The sequence below is a fragment of the Streptomyces sp. NPDC059248 genome (assembly GCF_042753905.1).
In the GTDB taxonomy this organism is placed as follows: domain Bacteria; phylum Actinomycetota; class Actinomycetes; order Streptomycetales; family Streptomycetaceae; genus Streptomyces.
Genome location: NZ_JBHYZV010000059.1, coordinates 1 through 15,770, shown reverse-complemented (window position 1 = coordinate 15,770; position 15,770 = coordinate 1). Strand labels below are relative to the sequence as shown.

12 protein-coding genes and 1 pseudogene are annotated in these 15,770 nt (G+C 73.0%); 4 read left to right on the top strand and 9 right to left on the bottom strand.

Annotated elements, in window-relative coordinates:
- Positions 1–106 precede the first annotated feature (106 nt).
- Positions 107–922 carry a L,D-transpeptidase gene (locus ACFXG1_RS23570; protein ID WP_384722988.1) on the top strand — a complete coding sequence of 272 codons (816 nt, stop codon included), beginning with the start codon at positions 107–109 and terminating at the stop codon, positions 920–922.
- A gap of 243 nt (positions 923–1,165) precedes the next feature.
- Here ACFXG1_RS23570 and ACFXG1_RS23565 read toward each other — a convergent pair whose 3' ends face one another.
- Positions 1,166–1,813 (bottom strand): TetR family transcriptional regulator, encoded by a 648-nt coding sequence (locus ACFXG1_RS23565; protein WP_384722991.1) that lies wholly within the window; start codon positions 1,811–1,813, stop codon positions 1,166–1,168.
- A 623-nt stretch (positions 1,814–2,436) separates the two neighbouring features.
- On the opposite strand from ACFXG1_RS23565, the gene ACFXG1_RS23560 reads away from it, so the two are divergent.
- Both ACFXG1_RS23560 and ACFXG1_RS23555 read left to right on the top strand, forming a co-directional pair.
- Positions 2,437–4,902: a serine/threonine-protein kinase gene (locus tag ACFXG1_RS23560; RefSeq protein WP_384719797.1), complete on the top strand. Its 2,466-nt coding sequence runs from the start codon at positions 2,437–2,439 to the stop codon at positions 4,900–4,902.
- A gap of 58 nt (positions 4,903–4,960) precedes the next feature.
- Complete coding sequence (locus tag ACFXG1_RS23555) at positions 4,961–6,148, top strand: serine hydrolase domain-containing protein (RefSeq protein ID WP_384719795.1); 1,188 nt, start codon at positions 4,961–4,963, stop codon at positions 6,146–6,148.
- A gap of 208 nt (positions 6,149–6,356) precedes the next feature.
- Here ACFXG1_RS23555 and ACFXG1_RS23550 read toward each other — a convergent pair whose 3' ends face one another.
- Genes ACFXG1_RS23550 through ACFXG1_RS23540 form a run of 3 tightly spaced genes read right to left on the bottom strand, consistent with a single transcriptional unit; the run spans position 6,357 to position 8,746 of the window.
- A complete protein-coding gene (locus ACFXG1_RS23550; RefSeq protein WP_384713957.1) occupies positions 6,357–7,175 on the bottom strand; it encodes an enoyl-CoA hydratase/isomerase family protein in 819 nt (272 codons plus the stop codon).
- Positions 7,154–7,591 carry a Zn-ribbon domain-containing OB-fold protein gene (locus ACFXG1_RS23545; RefSeq protein WP_384713960.1) on the bottom strand — a complete coding sequence of 146 codons (438 nt, stop codon included), beginning with the start codon at positions 7,589–7,591 and terminating at the stop codon, positions 7,154–7,156. The genes ACFXG1_RS23550 and ACFXG1_RS23545 overlap by 22 nt, the downstream gene beginning before the upstream one ends.
- Positions 7,592–7,597: 6 nt before the next feature.
- A complete protein-coding gene (locus tag ACFXG1_RS23540) occupies positions 7,598–8,746 on the bottom strand; it encodes a lipid-transfer protein (RefSeq protein WP_384713963.1) in 1,149 nt (382 codons plus the stop codon).
- 143 nt (positions 8,747–8,889) lie between these two features.
- Here ACFXG1_RS23540 and ACFXG1_RS23535 point away from each other — a divergent pair, with 143 nt between their 5' ends.
- Positions 8,890–10,626 (top strand): FadD3 family acyl-CoA ligase, encoded by a 1,737-nt coding sequence (locus ACFXG1_RS23535; RefSeq protein ID WP_384744411.1) that lies wholly within the window; start codon positions 8,890–8,892, stop codon positions 10,624–10,626.
- A gap of 42 nt (positions 10,627–10,668) precedes the next feature.
- On the opposite strand, the gene ACFXG1_RS23530 is transcribed toward ACFXG1_RS23535, so the two are convergent.
- The 5 genes and pseudogenes from ACFXG1_RS23530 to ACFXG1_RS23510 all read right to left on the bottom strand — a co-directional run.
- Complete coding sequence (locus ACFXG1_RS23530) at positions 10,669–11,655, bottom strand: SGNH/GDSL hydrolase family protein (RefSeq protein WP_384713969.1); 987 nt, start codon at positions 11,653–11,655, stop codon at positions 10,669–10,671.
- A gap of 314 nt (positions 11,656–11,969) precedes the next feature.
- Positions 11,970–13,229: a cytochrome P450 gene (locus tag ACFXG1_RS23525; protein WP_384713972.1), complete on the bottom strand. Its 1,260-nt coding sequence runs from the start codon at positions 13,227–13,229 to the stop codon at positions 11,970–11,972.
- 120 nt (positions 13,230–13,349) lie between these two features.
- Positions 13,350–14,660 carry a cytochrome P450 gene (locus tag ACFXG1_RS23520; RefSeq protein ID WP_384713975.1) on the bottom strand — a complete coding sequence of 437 codons (1,311 nt, stop codon included), beginning with the start codon at positions 14,658–14,660 and terminating at the stop codon, positions 13,350–13,352.
- A gap of 158 nt (positions 14,661–14,818) precedes the next feature.
- Positions 14,819–15,421 (bottom strand): annotated as a pseudogene (locus ACFXG1_RS23515) (ATP/GTP-binding protein); the annotation flags it as partial.
- Positions 15,396–15,770 (bottom strand): DUF742 domain-containing protein (locus ACFXG1_RS23510; RefSeq protein ID WP_384744408.1); only part of this gene is annotated, 375 nt, incomplete at its 5' end. The pseudogene ACFXG1_RS23515 and the gene ACFXG1_RS23510, both read right to left, overlap by 26 nt.

Sequence of the window (15,770 nt, the reverse complement as noted above, 5' to 3'; positions counted from 1 at the left end):
CCGGCCCTTCACCTCTTCGGACCACCGCCCGGGGCGCGCACGCACCACCGCTGATAACTGTGGTCTGGGGACACAGGGGGGTCGACGCACGAGGACGGAGTGCCGCATGCGACGCAAGCAGATACGGCAGCGGGCCGGGCAGCGCGACGGCGAACGCACGGGCATAGCCCGCGACGACGGAACAGGGACCCCCGGGACCGCCGCCCGGCCCCGGGGACGTATCGCCCCCGTCGCGGGGATCGCCGTCGCCGCCCTGCTGGCCGGTCCGGTCGCCGCCGCGGGCCCCGCGAGCGCCGGGACGGCCGGGACCGGCGGGGTCCGCACCGTGGAATGCGCCGCGGGTACGGGGCCGTACCAGCGGGCCCTTGAGGAGTATCTGAAGCGGCCCGTGGACGGCGCCCAGTCCACCGGGGACTGCGTGGCGATCCGTAACTTCCAGGCGGCCAACGACATCGACCCGGCGGACGGCTACGCCGATCTGGAGACGTACCGGACGATGGTCGCCGTCAGGGCCCGCGCCAATCCCAACGCGGAGGGCGACTGCCCCGTCCGCGCCTACCGGGTCACCTGCGTCGACCTCGACCGGCAACTGCTGTGGGTGCAGCGGGACCGGAGCGTCGTCTTCGACCCGGTGCCGATCCGCACCGGCCGGGACGCCGAGGAGACCCGGCTCGGCTGGCACGCGATCTACTGGCGCAGCCGCGACCACGTATCGACCATCTACGACGACGCGCCCATGCCGTACGCCCAGTTCTTCGACGGCGGACAGGCGCTGCACGGCCGTCTCGACAACCTCTACGACGGGGGCGGCTCCGCGGGCTGCGTCAATCTGCGGCTGGCGGACGCGGCCGGGCTGTGGGACCTGCTGGACGTCGACGACGCCCTGTACATCTGGGGTACGAAGCCGGGCACCGCGGGCTGAGATATCCGAGCCGAGACATCCGAGCCGAGGCATCGGGGGGGGCTCCGGCTCACGGCGCGTTCCGGCGCGCGTGTCCGGCGCGGGCGAGCGCGCCGGGGCCGGGGCGGCGTATGCGGGGAAGCGCCACCGGGAGACACACAGGGGTACGGGAATGCGGGGGTGTGGGGGGTGGGGCGGAGGTCGTGCCGTTACGGCACGTACGTCACCTACGACGGCACGTACGTCACCTACGGACCACCGGCATCACTTCAGCGGCTTCTTGCCGGTGATGCCCAGATGGACCAGCAGTGCGAGGTTCGGCCGCAGCTCGGCCTGCTTCACGCCCCAGGTGGTGAAGCCCTTCTGATGCGAAGCCACCGCCGCCAGCATGGCCACCAGGGACCCCGAGACCGCCGCCGGACTGACGTCCTTGTCGACCCGGCCCTTGGCCTGAAGCTCCTTCACCGCCTCCGTGAGGGAGTTGGTGACCGAGTTCAGGATCTTCATACGGATCTTGTAGAACCGCTTGTCGCCCTCGGCGGCCCCCAGGTCGACGACCCGCAGGATCGCGTCGTGGCGCCGCCAGAAGTCGAGGAAGCCGTCCACCAGCTCCTCCGCCGTCTGCCAGGCGGCCTTGCCGACCCAGGAACGTCCGGCGACCAGTCCGGTCAGGGCCGCGCCCTCCTTGGCCATCTCCTCCGCGATCTCGAGGACGGCGCCCTCGACATCGGGGAAGTACTGGTAGAAGGTCGCGGGGGAGGTTCCCGCCTTCCGGGCCACGTCGATCACCTTGACGTCCCGGTACGGCGACGAACTGAGCATCTCGCCGAGGCAGTCCAGCAGCTTCTGCCGCGTCGCCTGGCCGCGTCGTCCGGCCACTCGGCCGTCGACAGTGCGTACTTGTCCTGTCATGCCGTCAGCTTACCGAGGGGTGATCGGCGCGCGATTCGGCCGACTGCAAATGGGGTGCGCCCCCCGTCGGCCATGCCCCGGGGCACCCCGCGGCGGCCCCGAAAGGATCATCCGTTCGAATCGAAAAGGCCCAGGTGGGCGAGTTTCTTCGGGGGATCCCCGGCGGACTCACCTCCTTCGTCCATTTCTGCGTCAAGGATCGTGGGGCCCTGTGCTCCGCGGACCGCTCCGAAGACGCCCACCGGACCCGGGCCGAGGGCGGCCCCCGGGCGGCGCCCCCGGGGCCGTCCAAGGCGTCCGGGGCCCTCCTGGACCGTCCGGGGCGCGGACGAATCGTCGTACTCACCGACAATCGGGATGCGGACGGGCCGGGAAGGGTACGAGAACGGCGGTAGGAGCCGGAGCGGGAGGGGTACGGGGATGCGGGAAGCTACGGTTCCGGCCTGCCCGGCGTGCCCGGATCCGGGTGAGACACCCCGATCCGCCCCCGGGTTCGCCACCGCCGCCTCCGACAGGAAGAATCGGCTCTGCGCGATCGCCGCGGGGCTCGGCGGTGGAACGCCGCACAGGGCCGGCAGGGACGGGCCCGCAGGAGCCGGGGCCCGTACGGGGAGGTGGCAGGGATGGAGCAGCTGACGCAGCACGACCCGAGACGGATCGGTCCGTTCGAGGTGCTGGGCCGGCTCGGTGCCGGGGGGATGGGACTGGTCTATCTCGCCCGGTCGGCGTCCGGCCGCCGGGTGGCGATCAAGACCGTCAGGACCGAACTCGCCGAGGACCAGCTCTTCCGGGTCCGTTTCACCCGCGAGGTGGAGGCGGCACGGGCCGTCAGCGGCTTCTACACCGCCGCCGTCGTGGACGCCGACCCCATGGCCGCCGTGCCGTGGCTGGCCACCGCGTATGTGCCAGCGCCGTCGCTGGAGGAGATAGTCAACGAGTGCGGACCGCTGCCCGCCCGGGCCGTCCGCTGGCTCGCCGCGGGCATCGCGGAGGCACTCCAGTCCATCCACGGCGCCGGGCTCGTCCACCGCGACCTCAAACCCTCCAACGTCCTCGTCGTCGAGGACGGCCCCCGGGTCATCGACTTCGGCATCGCGTCGGGCGTCTCCAACACCCGGCTGACCATGACCAACGTCGCCGTCGGCACACCCGCCTACATGTCGCCCGAACAGGCCAGGGACTCCCGCAGCGTCACCGGCGCCAGCGATGTCTTCTCCCTCGGCTCCACCCTCGTCTTCGCCGCCACCGGACACGCCCCCTTCCACGGCGCCAACCCCGTCGAGACCGTGTTCATGCTGCTGCGCGAGGGCCCCAACCTGGAGGGCCTGCCGCCCGAGCTGCGGCCCCTCATCGAGTCCTGCATGGGGATGGACGCGGCGGGCCGCCCCACACCGGAGGACCTCCAGGCCCAGCTCGCCCCCCATCTCTTCGCCTCCGGCGGCGACGACAGCGGTACGGCGTCCGCGTGGCTGCCGGGGCACTCCGTCGCGATGATCGAGGCGCGCCGCGGCGTCGGCCGTACCCAGGCGCCCATCGCGTCCGCCGCCGCGCCCAGGCCGCCCACCGGGGCGCCCGACGCCCATCCGGTCGGTGCCTCCGCGCACCGGGGCGCGCCCCGCCCCGTACCGCCGCAGCCCTCCCGGCCGCCCCGCCGCGACCCCGGATGGGCCCGGCGGAATCACACGGCCGACCCGCGCACCGGGGCCGCCGCGCCCGCCGTTTCCCCGGCGCCCGCGACCCCGTCCGTCCAGCTTCCCGGCGTCGCCGCCCCCATCGGCCCCGGCCTGCGGATCGCCGACGCCCTCGGGCCGCTGCCCGGCTCCCCGCCCGGCACCGGCTGGGTGGTACGGCCCCAGGTCGACCACCTCAACGGCACCTCCCCGGCGCCCGTCGCCCCGGCCGCGCCCGCCCGGCCGCCCGCGCCCACCCCGTCGTCGCCGTCCCTGCTCCCCGACGGCACGGGCCGCTGGCGGCCCTGGCGGTTCCGGATGTCGAACGACGTGTGGGGCACGCCCATCGTGGACGGCGGCCTCCTGTACGTCACCTCGTTCGAGATCCACGCCCTCGACACGGGTACCGGGCGCCGCCAGTTCAAGACCCGGGACGTCGCCTGGTCCATGGCCCTCGACGGCGGCCGGATCCACGCCTCCGACGGGCCCACCCTCTATGCCCTCGACGCCGCCGACGGCCGCGAACGGTGGCGGCTCTCCACCGAGTCATGGGTCTACTCCCTCCAGGCCGACCGCGGCACCGTCCTCACCGGCACCCGCGGCGGCGGCGTCCAGGCCTGGGAGGCGGTCACCGGCAACCGGCTGTGGGAGCTGATCGGCGCGCAGTCCGAGTTCGAGACCGCGCAGGCCGGCCCGGTGATCGCCGGGGACACCGTGTACGTCTGGAAGGAGGCGCGGCTGCGGGCGCTGGAGTCCCGGACCGGCGCGGAACGCTGGTCGTACCCCGTCGGCGACGCCGCGTCCTGCGGAAACGTACCCGTCCGGGTCCATCCGGCGGCCGACGGCTTCGTCTACGTCTCCGCCGGGACCCGTGTCATCGCCCTCGACATCGCCACCGGCCGGGTCCGCTGGCACTTCGAGTCCCCCGCGGTCTTCCTCTCCCCGCCCGCCTTCGCCCCAGGCCCGGCCGTCGCGGGCGGCGGGGTCTATCTCGCGGACTACCTCGGTACGGTGTACGCGCTCGACGCCACCACCGGCAAGGACCGCTGGCGGATCGCCACCGAGTCCCGCCAGTCCGTGGAACCCGTCCTGGTCACCGGCGGCAATGTGCACGTCGGCAGCGGCTCCGCGCTCTATACGCTCGACGCCGTCACCGGCACCCCGCTGTGGCGCTTCGCCGCGGGCGGCGAGGTCGTCGGCGCGCCCGTCGCCGCCGACGGCCGGGTCCACTTCGGCTCCGCCGACCACGTCCTGTACACCCTGGACGCGACCGGCGGCCAGCTGCGGTGGAAGCTGGCGACGGGCGGCGAGATCACCGGCTCGCCGGTGGTCCGCGACGGAGTGGTGTACGCGTGCAGCAAGGACCGCTGCGTATACGCGCTGGACGCGGTGAAGGGGACGGCGACGGGACGGCGCTGACCCCGGGGCGACGGCCCCCTGACGGCACGATCTGCGAGCGGACGAAAGGCTGATGGCGATGACCGGCACACCCACGGAGGACGGGCTCGAAGCCCTGCTGGCGGCGGCCGTACGGCGCGGGGAGGTCACCGGGGCCGTCGGACTGATCGCCCGCGGCGGCGACGAGGCCGGGGCGGGCGCCGTGGAGACGGCCGCGGTCGGCAGCCGGACGGACGGGGGCCCCGAGGACATCGCCCCCGACACCGTCTTCCGGATCGCGTCCGTCAGCAAGATCGTGACCGCGGCGGCCGTGATGCTCCTCGTGGACGAGGGGCGCTTCGGGCTCGACGACCCGGTGGAGCGCTGGCTGCCGGAGTTGGCCGCGCCGCGGGTCGTCCGGGTGCCGGAGGCGCCCGTGGACGACCTCGTACCGGCGCACCGGCCCATCACCGTCCGCGACCTCCTCACCGCCCGCGCCGGTTGGGGCTACCCCGACGACTTCTCCCTTCCCGCGGCCCGTGCCCTCGCGGGCGGCCTGCGGCAGACCCCGCCGCTGCCCGACGGCGTCCCGGCGCCGGACGAGTGGCTGGCCGACCTGGCGAAGATCCCGCTGCTGGCGCAGCCCGGCGAGCGGTTCCTCTACAACACCACATCCGACATCCAGGGCGTCCTGGTCGCCCGGGCCGCGGGCCGCCCCTTCGCGGAGTTCCTCACGGAACGGCTGTTCGCCCCGCTCGGCATGGCCGACACCGCCTTCAGCGTCCCGAAGGACCGGGTCGACCGCCTCACCGGTCTCCACCGGCGCAAGGAGTCCGGGGAACTGCTGCTCTGGGACGCGCCGGACGGTATGTGGAGCCATGAGCCCGCGTTCCCCTCCGGCGCGGGCGGCCTGGTCTCCACGGCGGGCGACCTGCACGCCTTCCTGCGCATGCTCCTCGCCGACGGCAGGGCCCCCGACGGGCGCGCCCTCCTCACCCCCGGCGCCGTGAGCCTGATGCGCACCGACCATCTGACGGCGGACCAGCGCGCGGGCGGTGCCGCGTTCCTCGACGGCCAGGGCTGGGGCTTCGGCGGCGCGGTCGACGTGGACCCCGTCGAACCGTGGAACACCCCGGGCCGCTACGGCTGGATCGGCGGCACGGGCACATCGGCGCACCTGGTCCCCTCGACCGCCACCATCTCGATCCTCCTGACAACGGTCGCCCTCTCGGGCCCGTCGGCCCCGCCCCTGCTCCAGGAGTTCTGGCAGTACGCCGCCGCCCGCTGACGCCGCGGGTGACTTCCGGGTGCGGTGAGTCGCCGTAGGTGGCGCGGTGTGGATTGCCGACTCCCCGCCGCCATGGGCTTGTCGCGCAGTTCCCCGCGCCCCTGACCTCCCCTTGGCGGGGCAGCCGGAGGGTTTGGGGGCGCGAGGAACTGCGCGAGCAACCCACCACGGTGGAAGACGGCACTCCGCGTCAGGCATCAACGGCACGTCACCGCACCCGGAAGTCACCGCGGCGGGAGGCGAAGCGGCGGGATTGGTCGGGCGCGGTCGCGTTGCCGAGGGTCACCAGGTGGGGGGCGAGGGACAGGGCCTGGGAGCGTGTGGGCTCCCGGGCGGACCACAGGGCGCGGACCGTGCCCTGGACCGCCGCCGTCGGCTGGGAGGCGATCACCGTCGCCACCCGCACCGCCGCCGCCCGCGCCCCGCCCGGCTCGGTCAGTTCGGAGACCAGGCCCGTCTCGTACGCGCGCCGCGCGGAGACGCGTTCCGCCGTGCCGGTCAGGGCGAGCCTGGCCACCTCGCCGTACGGCATGCGCTGGGCCAGCAGGACCGACTCGTAGGCGCTGACCATGCCGTAGGCCGTATGCGGGTCGAAGAACGTGGCCTCGTGCGACGCGATCACGAACTCGCACTCGCCGATGAGGTAGAACGCCCCGCCGCACGCCATGCCCTCCACCGCGGCGATCACCGGCTTCCACAGGTCGTTCGCCTTGGGGCCGATCGTCAGCAGCGGATCGTCGACGCTGTACGGGGACGACGGCTGCGGCACCTCGGCGGAGCGGTCGATCCCGGTACAGAACGCGCGGGTGCCCGCGCCGGTCAGGACGGCCGCGCGGATCGTGTCGTCGTAGCGGAAGGAGCGCCAGATACCGGCCAGCGCCTCCGCCGTCCCCAGGTCGATCGCGTTGTGCCGCGCGGGACGGTCGAGGACGACGACCGCGACCCCGGTCTCCGCCACGCCGTCCCGGTCGACCCGGACCCCGGGCCCGTCGGCCGCCGGGCCCGTCACGACCGCTCCAGCAGCCACCGCGGCAGGCACAGCCCGTGTCCGTCCGGCGGGGCGAACGCGACCCGGACCGCGGCCCCGATCCGGAGCCGGGCCGGGTCCACCGAGTCGAGGGGCGCGTCGGCGGAGGTCACCACATTGCCCGCGAGCCGGATCCGGGGCGCGTCGGCCAGCTCGACCAGGACCGCGTTGTACGGGGCCAGTTCGGCGTAGGCCGGGAGCAGCGGCGGGTGGGGGACGACGTACGACCAGATCCGGCCGCGCCCGGAGACGCGGCGCCAGTCGGAGTCGAAGGACTGGCAGTGCGGGCAGCACGGCCGCGGCGGGAACCTCGGCTCGGCGCAGGACCCGCAGGTCTGGACGCGCAGTTCGCCCCGGGCCGTGTACTCCCAGAAGGGCGCGCCGTCCTCGTCCACGACGGGCGACAGAAGGGTCATGGGCGGTCAGCTCCTCAGCAGTACGGCCGATGTGGGGACGCCCTCGCCCGCCGTGACCAGGCAGGTCGCCGCGCCGGGTACCTGGGCGGTGGAGGCGCCGCGCAGTTGCAGCACTCCCTCGGTGATCAGGTTGAAGCCGTGGACGTACGCCTCCGAGAGCCCGCCGCCCGCGGTGTTGATCGGCAGCCTGCCGCCGATCTCCAGCGCGCCGCCCTCCGTGAAGGCCGCGCCCTCGCCGCGTCCGCAGAAGCCGTAGCCCTCCAGGGAGAGGGGGATCAGTGGGGTGAAGGCGTCGTAGATCTGGGCGACGTCCACGTCCTGGGGGCCGAAGTCGGCGGTCTTCCAGAGCTGCCGGGCCGCCGTCCAGGCGGGTCCTGTGAGCGGGTCGTCGTTCCAGTAGTTGACCATGCCGTGGTGCTGGGCGGGCAGTCCCTGGGCGACGGAGTGCAGATAGACGGGCTTCTGCCGGCAGTCGCGGGCGCGTTCGGCGGAGACGACGACACAGGCGAGGGCGCCGTCCGTCTCCAGGCAGTTGTCGAAGAGGCAGAGGGGCTCACTGATCCAGCGCGAGGTCATATACATCTCACGGGTCAGGGGTCGTTCGTACATCATCGCCGCCGGGTTCTGGTTGGCCCGGTTGCGGCAGGCGAGGGCGACATTGAAGAGATGGTCGCGGGTGGCGCCGTACTCGTGCATATAGCGGCGGGCCAGCATCCCGATCTCGTCGGCGGGACGGAGCAGTCCGAAGGGGCGGGTCCACTGGCCGGGGGTGGGAAGCTGGACGGCGGTGTTCTTCCAGGGGCGCGGGCCGCTGCCGCGTTTGCGGGAGCGCCAGGCCACCCCGACGCTCGCCTGTCCGGTGGCGATCGCGGCGGCGAGATGGGCGAGGGTGGCGCAGGAACCGCCGCCGCCGTAGCCGACTTTGGAGAAGAAGGTGACGTCCCCGGCGCCGATCGCCTTGGCGATCTCGACCTCGTCGGTCTCCTCCATGGTGTAGGAGGCGAAGGCGTCCACCTCGGACGCGGCGATCCCGGCGTCGTCGAGTGCGGCGACGATCGCCCGGCAGGCGAGGGTCCGTTCGGATTCGGGGAGCTGTTTCGCGAAGGCCGTCCGGCCTATTCCGGCTATCGCCGTCGCGTCCTTGAGACCGGCCACGGGCACACCTCCGCCGTTCGATCCCGACTGCTGACAGCGCGTCAGGCTACCGCTAATCTGACGGATAGTCAGCTACGGGGTGGGTGCGATCACGGGTCGCGTATTACGGGTCGCGGATCGCGGGATCACGGAGGCGGGACGGCATGGGGCAGCAGTCGGCCGGGGCGGCGTACGGAAGCGGTACGGACGGATCCGGGAAGGGCCCGGGAAGCCCCGGCGCGGATACCGCGCACCCCGGCGGCCCGGAGCGCCCCGGCCCGGAGTGTCCCGGCGGTGAGGAGCGCCGCGGCGATCTGATCTGGGGCACCATCCCCCGTCTCGTGCGGTACGCCGCCCGGGTCCACGGCCCCCGCGAGGCCGTCGTCGACGCGGCCCGCGGCCGGATCGGCTACGCCGAACTGGGCGACCGGGTCGAACGCGCCGCCGCGGCCTGTATCGCCGCGGGCGTCGAGAAGGGCGACCGGGTCGCCGTCTGGGCCCCCAACACCCTCGACTGGATCGTCTCCGCGCTCGGCGCGGTCACCGCGGGCGCCGTACTCGTCCCCCTGAACACCCGCTTCAAGGGCGCCGAGGCGGCCGATGTGCTCGCCCGCAGCCGGGCCCGGCTGCTCTTCGTCACCGGCACCTTTCTCGGCACCTCCTATGTCGCGTCCCTGCGCCGCGCCGGGGTCGAGCTGCCCCATCTCCGCCAGGTCGTCGTCCTCGCCGACGCGGCGCCCGACGACTACCTCACCTGGCGGGAGTTCCTCGCCGCCGGGGCGCACGTGAGCGCCGACGAGGTCCGCGTCCGGGCCGACTCCATCGCCCCCGGCGACCCCTCCGACATCGTCTACACCTCCGGCACCACCGGCCGCCCCAAGGGCGCCGTGATCACCCATGCTCAGACCTTGCGCTGCTACGACCTCTGGAGCGAGCTGGCCGGGCTGCGCGCGGGCGACCGCTATCTCGTGGTCAATCCGTTCTTTCATACCTTCGGCTACAAGGCGGGGGTGATCGCCTGTCTCACCCGCGGCGCCACGATGGTCCCCCAGTCCGTCTTCGGCGTCGACACCGTCCTCGCCAATATCGCCGCCGAACGGATCTCCGTCCTGCCGGGACCGCCGACCCTCCACCGGTCCCTGCTGGACCATCCGGCCCGGGACGACCACGACCTCTCCGCCCTGCGGCTGGTCGTCACCGGCGCCGCCGTCGTCCCCCTCCAACTCGTCGAACGGCTCCGCGCCGAACTGCGGATCGGTACCGTCCTGACCGCGTACGGACTCTCCGAGGCCAGCGGCTTCGTCACCATGTGCCGCCGCGGCGACGCCCCCGACACCGTCGCCCGCACCTCGGGGCGGGCGATCCCCGGCACCGAGGTCCGGGTCCTGGCCCCGCCCGGCGAACCCGGCGAGGTCCTGGTCCGCGGACACCATGTGATGAGCGGCTACTTCGAGGACCCCGAGGGCACCGCCGCCGCGATCGACCCCGAAGGCTGGCTCCGCACCGGCGATGTCGGCGTACTCGACGACGCGGGCAACCTCCGGATCACCGACCGGATCAAGGACATGTTCATCGTCGGCGGCTTCAACGCCTATCCGGCCGAGATCGAGCAGCTCATCGGCGTCCATCCGGAGATCGCGGACGTGGCGGTGATCGGGGTGCCCGACCCCCGGCTCGGCGAGGTCGGCAAGGCGTACGCGGTCCGCCGCCCCGGCGCGACCGTCACCGCCGACGATCTGATCGCCTGGTCGCGCCGGGAGATGGCCAACTACAAGGTGCCGCGCGCGGTGGAGTTCGTCGCCGAACTGCCCCGCAACGCCGCCGGAAAGGTCCTCAAGGGCGATCTGCGCCGCCGCGCGACGGGCCGGACGGACCGGACGGGCCGGGCGCCGGGGCCCTGACGCCAGGCCGCCCTCCCCGCGCCGGCCGATGTGCGGTACCGCTCAGCCGAGGATCGCCTCCTCGACGACCCGCGCGGCGTGCTCCTGCCCCCGGGCATTGGGGTGCACCAGGGCGAACTTCAGCGGCACGATGCTGCTGAGGATGCCGTCCGTCCAGTTCTCCCCGCCGGCCCGGTCGCAGACGCTGTGGCCCCGGCTGCCCTCGTACAGATCGGCGAAGGTGTCACCCCGAGCGGCGGTCTCCTCCTCGATCACCCGGTTGAGGGCTTCGAGCAGCTCGGTACGGGCCCACTCCAGGTCGCCGTGGGTGATGGTGGAGAACTCGCGCAGATCGTGGAACGTACAACGGGTGGCGTCCTCCGGGAAGATCGCGGGATAGCCGACCGTGATGATCCGGGCGGACGGCGCCTTCGCCCGCAACTTGCCGAGCATATCGGCGTACTCGGCGCGGACCTTCGCCAGCCGCTCGGACATCCCCGCGCCGAACTCGTCCTTGCAGGGCGTCCCCCCATTGCCGTGCAGGGCGCCCAGGGCGAGACAGCGTGTGAGGATCTCGCCGAATCCCGCGCTGTTCCCGCCGATACCGACCGTCAGCAGATCGGCCTCCGCGCCGACGTGTTCGATCTGCGGCGGCACGGGCGCGAACGGAGCGTCCGGGTCGCCCCCGGCGGGCGGCAGCGGACGGCCCAGCGGGGTATGCGACTCATCCGCGATATGGACGGTTCTCGCGGCGCCGCAGGTCACGTTCCGCAACGAGAACAGCGGTCCCAACTCGCGGCGGAGCACCTCCGGATACGAGTCCACCGTCCGGGCGCAGCCGTCGCGCGGCGTCTCGAACTCGTCGCCGGTGGCCTCGATGACCCCGGCGCTGTACGAATCGCCGAGCGCCACCCACTCCAGCGGCTCGGCCGACACCGCGCGCCCGACGGCCCGTGGCGCGGCCTGACCGGGGGCGACGGCGAGTCCGGTGAGTCCTGCGAGGACGACGGCGGTGCCCAGGAGGGAGGCGACACGGCGCGGTAGGAACACGGGTTCTCCTCGGGAAGGGGTCCGGGGCGAGGAGGTCGCGACCGCCCCCCGGCGGCACCAAGGACGCGACCCGTCACCCCAAGATCGCAACTCTCCGTAACCATCTCAATGCCCCGGAAGAGTGACGAGGGCGCGCGGACCGAGATCCGCGCGCCCTCGTACGCCTGTGCGCTCGCGCGTCTGAGCGACCGCGCCATGGGTCGGAAGCCATAGGCCGGAAGCCACGGGCCGGCAGCCGTGCGACGACCGCTGCACGGCTCCAGCGCCACGGCTACCGCGCCACGACGATCCGGAGGAGGACTACCGCGGCACGACTACCGCAGCACGACCGGGATCTCCCGCCAGCCGTACGCGATGAACGACGGCACCTGCGCCAGCGCGTCCGCGTCCCCCGCGAGCCGCATGTCCGGGAACCGCTCGAAGAGCCGGGGCAGCGCCGTCAGCGCCTCCACCTTCGCCAGCGGCGCCCCGATGCAGCGGTGCACCCCGACCCCGAAGGAGAGGTAGTCGTCGGCGCCCCGCCGGGCGTCGAACTCCGCCGCGTTCTCGCCGTACTGCGCGGGGTCGTACGAGGACGCCGCGTACGTCGTCAGGATCGCGTCGCCCGCCGGGATGGTGACCCCCGCGATATCGATGTCGGAGACCGCGAACCGCAGCGGCAGGCTGGCGATCGACGGGTACACCCGCAGCACCTCTTCCACCACCGCCTCCCAGCCGATCTCGCCCGCCCGGACGGCCGCGAGCTGCTCGGGGTGGCGCAGCAGCCCCACGACCGTGTTCCCGATCAGATTGACCGTGGTCTCGAAGCCCGCGCCGATCACCAGCAGCAGGGTGTAGACGAGTTCCTCGTTGCTCAGCCGGTCGCCGTCCTCGTCGTGGACCCGGATCAGCTCGGTGGTCATGTCGTCGCCGGGGTGCTCCGCCTTGTAGGCGATCAGGGCGGGCAGTACCGTCGCGATCTGCCGCTGGACCGACGCCGCGTGCTCCGGGCTGGTGTCGCTCGTCTCGATGATCCCGGCCACCAGCCGCCGTACACCGTCCACCAGATGGTCCGGGACGCCGAACAGCTCGCAGATGATCCGCATCGGCACCGGATGGGCGTAGGCACCCCGCAGATCCACCGGCCCGCCGCCGTCCGCCGCCGTCTCCAGCGCGTCCAGCAGCTCCTCCGTGATCGCCTCCACCCGGGGCCGCATCGCCTCGGTACGGCGGGCCGTGAAGCTGGGGGCGACCAGCTTCCGCAGCCGGGTGTGGTCCGCCCCGTACGTCGAGAGCATATTGATCACCCCGACCCAGCCCAGGATCCAGCTCCAGGACGGATTCGCCGGGATATCGGCGAACCGGGACCAGTGCTTTCTGGGGTCCTTGCTGACCTGCGGGTCGAGGATGAGCGCCCGGAGGGTGTCGTACGTCGTCGGCGCCCAGGCCGGGATGCCGCCGGGCAACTCGACGGGGACGACGGGTCCGAGGGCGCGCAGCCGGGCGCTCTCGGCCGCGATGTCGGCGCCGAAGGGGTCGATGGCGACGGGGAGCTGTTCGGCCGGGCCCACGGGCCCGGTCTCGGTCGCGGTCATCCGCTGACTCCTGACTGATGGTGATCGTCGGTGGGTGGCCGGCGCCGGCGGCACCGGGTCGCTCCGGTACGGGGGCGTACCGGGCGGAATCGGCGGGGGCGGGGGTCTGATCGGGCCTGATCAGGCGTGATCGGCTCCCGGTACCCGGGTGCGGGTGATCCGCAGGGTGCGTTCCTGCTCGATATCGGGGAGTAGGGGGGTGAAACGGACCGGCAGCGCCGTGAGGGAGCGGTGGAAGGGTCCGGGGCGCCAGGTCAGCCGGTCCCGGGGGAGCAGGGCGTCGAGATCCGGGAGCCACTGGGTCAGCCGCTCGATGGCCTCGGTGGCGATCAGCAGCGTGTGCTGCTTCACCGGACAGGAGTGCTCGCCCGCCGACCACGACAGATGGGACGCGTCATGGGGGTGGTGACCGCCTCCTCCGTCCCGCTCCGCGAAGTAGCCCAGCGCGCCGTACGAGACGATGACGGGCACCGCCGCGCGTACCCATACCCCGTGGAAGCTCAGTGACTCGCGGGCGTAGAGGACGCCGTAGTTGGAGAGCGGGGTCTCGTACCGCAGCACCTCCATCACGGCGTCCATCACGGGCCGGGAGCCGCTGGTCAGGGTGTGGTAGTAGGCGGGGTTGCCGAGGATCCGGGAGAGCGCGTTGGAGACCAGGTTCGAGGTCGGCTCGTGGCCGGCGCCGAGCGACAGGAAGACCTGCCAGGTGACCTCTTCGGGGCTCAGTCCGAGGGGGTGGTCGAGCAGCCAGCTGGTCAGGTCGTCGCCGCGGACGGCGGTCTTGGTGGCGATCAGGTCGAGGACGTAGCGGCCGTACTCGGCCTCGCCCTCCAATGAGCGCTCGCCGCCCTCCATCAGCTTGCCGAGCGCTTCGTGGAGCTGGTCGCTCGCGCTGTCCGGCATGCCGAACAGGTTGTTGAAGATCAGGGACATCAGCGGGCGGGCGAAATCGGTCACCAGGTCGGCGCGGCCCGCGGGACCGATCCGTGACACGAGTACGTCGACCGCGTGATGCACCCGCTCGCGCAGATCATGGGCCTCCACCATGCCGAACGCGTCGAGCAGCGTCTGCCGGTAGCGGATATGCGCGGCGCCGTCGGCGAAGAGGGTGTTGGGCCGCCAGCGCATCATGCCGAGGACCGGGGAGTCCTCGGAGACCGTGGCCTCCCAGGGGCGCGGATCGTGCGACCAGGTCTTGTTGTCGTGCAGCAGTTCGAGGGCCGCCCTGCGGTCGGTGACGACGTACGCCGGGACACCGGGCGCCAGTTCGGCCCAGCCGATCGGGCCCTGGGCGCGCAGCGCCGTGTAGTAGGCGCCGGGGTCGGCGGCGAAGCCGTCCTCCCAGAGCCGGACGGGGGACTGGCGGGCGAACGCGTCGGACGGCGCGGGGTAGGACGGGGACGAATAGGGCGGGGACGAGGGGGAGTTCACCGGGGCTGGATCTCCGTCCGCTGAGGGTTGGCGATACGGGGGTCGGGGGTGTGCTGTGACGTTTCGTGCTGCGGTTCTTCCGGGGATCCCGGTCCGCGGGAACGATCCGCCGCGGGCCCGCAGGACCCGCCGGGTCCGGGTCCCGCGGGATCGGGCAGCGGCGGCGCGAGTGTGAGCAGATGCTCGACGAGCGCGAGCAGCGCGTCGATCGACGAGTGCCGGTCCCGGGCGTCGCACAGCACCATCGGCGTCGCCGGTTCCAGATCGAGCGACCTGCGCAGCTGCTCCTCCGTATAGCCGCGGGAGTCGGGGAAGGTGTTGAGGGCCACCGCGTACGGCAGTCCGCTCTCCTCCACCAGTCCGAGCACCTCGAACGAGGCGTCGATCCTGCGGGTGTCGATCAGGACGAGCGCGCCGAGCGCCCCGTAGGCGATATCCCCCCACAGGGACCGGAACCGCTCCTGGCCCGGTGTGCCGAAGAGATAGAGCACGATGCCGCCGTTGAGCGAGATCCGCCCGAAGTCGATGGCGACGGTCGTGGTCGTCTTGTCGCGGACGCCCGCGAGATCGTCCACGGCGACCGACGCCTCGGTGAGCCGTTCCTCGGTGTGCAGGGGGCGGATCTCGGAGACGGAGTCGATCAGGGTCGTCTTGCCGACTCCGAACGGGCCGACCACCAGGATCTTCACCAGCTCACGGGTGCTGTCCGGCAGATGCAGGCCGGCGGAGCCGTGGCTAGAGCTTGAGGGCGCGGAGGCCATCGGCGACTCTCTCCAACAGGTCGGGTGCGGGGGGGACGGCGTCGGGGATGGGCGGTCTGGCCCGGACAAGGCCCCGGTCGATCAGATGGGCGGCGAGGACCCGGACGGCCGATACGGGCAGTTCGAGGAGGGCCGCCGACTCGACGACGGTGAGCGATCCGCCGTCGAGTACGCCCAGCAGGGCGAGTTGGGCGGCGGGGAGATCGGGCGGCGGTACGGGTCCGGCCGCGTCCGCCCCGGTCCGCCCGGGGTCATCGGCCGCCCCGGGCGTCCGGGCCGGGTGTCCGGCCCCGGGCGTCCGGGCCGCGACACCGTCCGCCGGGCCCGCCGACGGCGGTAACGGGACGCC

Bases quoted from the DNA above. Each gene is read 5' to 3' on its own strand.
- ACFXG1_RS23525 (WP_384713972.1), bottom strand. From the start codon at position 13,229: ATGACCGCGACCGAGACCGGGCCCGTGGGCCCGGCCGAACAGCTCCCC.
- ACFXG1_RS23570 (WP_384722988.1), top strand. From the start codon at position 107: ATGCGACGCAAGCAGATACGGCAGCGGGCCGGGCAGCGCGACGGCGAA.
- ACFXG1_RS23545 (WP_384713960.1), bottom strand. From the start codon at position 7,591: ATGACCCTTCTGTCGCCCGTCGTGGACGAGGACGGCGCGCCCTTCTGG.
- ACFXG1_RS23560 (WP_384719797.1), top strand. From the start codon at position 2,437: ATGGAGCAGCTGACGCAGCACGACCCGAGACGGATCGGTCCGTTCGAG.
- ACFXG1_RS23565 (WP_384722991.1), bottom strand. From the start codon at position 1,813: ATGACAGGACAAGTACGCACTGTCGACGGCCGAGTGGCCGGACGACGC.
- ACFXG1_RS23535 (WP_384744411.1), top strand. From the start codon at position 8,890: ATGGGGCAGCAGTCGGCCGGGGCGGCGTACGGAAGCGGTACGGACGGA.
- ACFXG1_RS23555 (WP_384719795.1), top strand. From the start codon at position 4,961: ATGACCGGCACACCCACGGAGGACGGGCTCGAAGCCCTGCTGGCGGCG.